This window comes from Streptomyces sp. NPDC046876, assembly GCF_040645035.1.
Taxonomy (GTDB): Bacteria; Actinomycetota; Actinomycetes; order Streptomycetales; family Streptomycetaceae; genus Streptomyces.
The window spans coordinates 1-3166 of sequence record NZ_JBEYXK010000210.1 but is presented as its reverse complement, the minus strand read 5'-3'; the positions used below and the strand labels follow the sequence as shown (position 1 = coordinate 3166).

The 3166-nt window shown below is 71.7% G+C and carries 3 protein-coding genes; all 3 read left to right on the top strand.

Going from position 1 to position 3166, the window contains the following annotated elements; translation table 11 throughout:
* Positions 1-670, top strand: a 670-nt coding sequence (locus ABZ924_RS38335; RefSeq protein WP_361920340.1) for a PP2C family protein-serine/threonine phosphatase, incomplete at its 5' end; no start/stop codon positions are given.
* A 241-nt stretch (positions 671-911) separates the two neighbouring features.
* A complete protein-coding gene (locus ABZ924_RS38330) occupies positions 912-1649 on the top strand; it encodes a DUF4142 domain-containing protein (protein WP_361920338.1) in 738 nt (245 codons plus the stop codon).
* 9 nt (positions 1650-1658) lie between these two features.
* Positions 1659-3077 (top strand): DUF1996 domain-containing protein, encoded by a 1419-nt coding sequence (locus ABZ924_RS38325; protein WP_361920336.1) that lies wholly within the window; start codon positions 1659-1661, stop codon positions 3075-3077.
* The last annotated feature ends 89 nt before the right edge of the window (positions 3078-3166 follow it).

Genomic DNA, 3166 nt, shown 5'->3' with positions numbered 1-3166 from the left:
GCTGCCCCACCACCCGACGCCGACGCCCGGCCTGGAGATCGCCTACCGCTACCAGCCCGCCACGACCGCCGGGGAGGTCGGCGGCGACTGGTTCGACGTCATCCCGCTGCCCGAGGACAAGACCGCCCTCGTCGTCGGCGACGTCATGGGCAGCGGCATCAACGCGGCCGCCACCATGGGCCAACTGCGCACCGCCGCCCGCACGCTGGCCGAGCTCGACCTGGACCCGGCCGCGGTGCTGACCCGCCTGGACCACACCACCACCGGGCTCGGCCACACCATGGCCACCTGCGTCATCGCCGTGTACGACCCGCACCACGGCCGCTGCCGCATCGCCACCGCCGGCCACCTGCCGCCCGTACGGACCCGCCCCGGCCGGGAGCCGGAACTGCTGGACCTGCCGACCGGGGCGCCGCTGGGCGTGGGCGGGGTGCCGTTCGAGGCCACAGCCCTCGACCTGGAGGTGGGGGACCAGCTGGTCCTGTACACGGACGGCCTGGTCGAGACCCGGGACCAGGACATCGACATCCGCCTGCAGGCCCTCACCGCGCTGCTGGACGATCCGCGGCGCGCCCTGGAGGAGACCTGCGACCTGCTGTTGGGGCGGCTGCGCCAGCCCGACGACCGCGACGACGTCGCCCTGCTCATCGCGCGCACCAAGCCGATGTAGCAGGCCGAAGTGGCAGGTCGATGTGGCAGGTCGATGTGGCAGGCCGCTGTGGTGGGCTGGGGCACCGTACCAGTCTTTCGAGTAGTTGCCCGGATGTTTGTCCATTCGTGATGGTCCTTCCAAACCGGCACCACAACTGGCACTAGCGTCCCGTGCCACCCGGGGAGCGCGGGTGCACACGGCACAACTGCCGGAGCCCTTGCCCCTGCAGCCCCTCCCGGCCCTGAAGCAAGGAGGCACAGTGCTGTCATTCCGTCGGTCGGCCCTCGGCGGCATGTCGGTGGCATCGCGCCACGTGTTGGCCACGGCCGCCGTCATCGGCGCCCTCGCCTTCACCCTGATCGCGTTGCTGATCCCCGTGCAGAAGTTCGGCGGCAGAGCCGCCGCCGCGGCCACCGCCCCGGCGGCCGACGACGACGGACTCGGCACCATCAGCACCGCCTTCGGGCCGCTGACCCCCCAGGACCGGGACTTCGTCCGCAAGGTGCGGCTCGCCGGACTGTGGGAACTGCCCGCGGGCCGCCAGGCCCAGCAGCGCGGCAAGCGCCCCGCGATCCGCACCGCCGGCGAGCACCTCGTCGAAGGCCACACCGAACTGGACCGCCGCGTCCTCGAAGTGGGCCAAGCCCTCGGCATGGACCTGCCCAACCAGCCCAGCCCGCAGCAGCAGGCCTGGCTCGCCCAGCTCGACACCGCCCAAGGCCCCCAGTACGAGCAGCTGTTCATCCAGCTGCTGCGCCGGGCGCACGGCAAGGTCTTCACGCTCGTGGCACAGATCCGAGCCCAGACCCGCAACTCCATGGTCAGGGCGCTGGCCACGGACGCCAACACCACCGTCCTGGACCACATCACGGTCCTCGAGGCCAGCGGCCTGGTCGACTTCGACGGACTCGCCGACACCGCGCCCGCGGCGCCCGGCTCGCCCGGCGCCTCGGTCCCCGTCCCCGCCTCCTCCACCCTTCCCCGACCGACGAAGTGAAGTGATCGCATGAGTCAAAAGGGCCACAAACGCCGTCTGCGGACGTCGCACAAGGTCCTCGCCACGGTGTCCGCCCTGGTCCTGGGCGGCGGCGGGGTCGTGTTCGTCGCCCAGGGCGCCTTCGCCGGGCAGGACTCCCGTACGGCGCCGGTGACCGCCACCATCGACTGCCCCGACGTGGGCGACAAGCTCCGCGAGGTACCCGACCAGGCCAAGGGTGAGGTCGACAAGAACCTCGCCCAGCTCGACACCCAGGTCGCCGACGCCTACCAGAAGCTCTCCACGGGCCGGGCCAAGGGCGACGCCCTGCTCAGCGGCCTGAAGGACCAGCGCGGCAAGACCATATCCGCGATCGGCGACGCCATCGGCAAGGCCGGCTCCCGCCCCGCGGGACTGGACGGGATGAGCTCCTGCAAGCTGAAGCAGGCCGCGGCCGCCGACCCGGCGGACGACCCCGCCGCTGCGGCCGGCGCACAGGGCGCGGCGGAGCAGGGCGGGGCGGCCGCCGCCGCACCGCAGCAGGCGGGCGGCGCCCCACAGGCCAAGGGCGGCCCGGCGCGCAGCGACTTCGTCGCCATCGGGACGGTGAAGCCGAACGTCCGCACCCCGGCGGCGCGCGCGAACGCCTCCAAGGGGTCCTTCGCCGTGAACTGCGGCCGCAACGAGAACGGCCACTTCAACCCGGACAACGTCATCGTCGCCCCCGGCGTCAGCAACGGCGCCCACCACATGCACGACTACGTCGGCAACAAGACCACCGACGCCTTCTCCACCAACAACAGCCTCGCCGCCTCCGGGACCACCTGCACCAACGGCGACCAGTCCACGTACTACTGGCCGGTGCTGCGCTTGCGAGACGGCCGCGCCGAACGCGACGCGAAGGCGCCCGGCGGCGGACAGGACGCCAACGTCGGCACGATCCTGAAGCCCAAGCAGGTGACCATCGAGTTCAAGGGCAACCCCACCTCCAAGGTCGCGGCCATGCCCCGGTTCCTGCGGATCATCACGGGCGACGCGAAGTCCTTCACCAACGGGCCCGGCAACGCCAACGCCTCGTGGAGCTGCACCGGCTTCGAGAACCGCCAGCTGAAGGACAAGTACCCCGTCTGCCCCAAGGGCAGCGACGTGGTGCGCACGTTCACCTTCCAGAGCTGCTGGGACGGCCGCAACATCGACAGCGCCAACCACCGCGCGCACGTGGACTTCGCCAAGAAGGACGGCTCCTGCAAGCCCGGCTTCAAGGCCATCCCGCAGCTGGTGCAGCGGATCGTCTACAGCGTGCCGCCGGGTGCCCGGTTCGCCGTGGACAGCTTCCCCGAACAGCTGCACAAGCCGGTGACCGACCACGGCGACTTCATCAACGTCATGTCGAACGGCCTCATGTCGAACGCGGTGCGCTGCATCAACGACGGGCGCGCCTGCCGCTGAGTCCCTCGGGGCGGCGCACACCCCCTCCCACCTTCCCGGCGTCGCCCCGAGAGCGGTGCCGACCCGAAGCCGGCCGGCTTCGGGTCGGC

Coding starts and splice junctions, on each gene's coding strand:
- ABZ924_RS38325 (WP_361920336.1), top strand. CDS start 1,659: ATGAGTCAAAAGGGCCACAAACGCCGTCTGCGGACGTCGCACAAGGTC.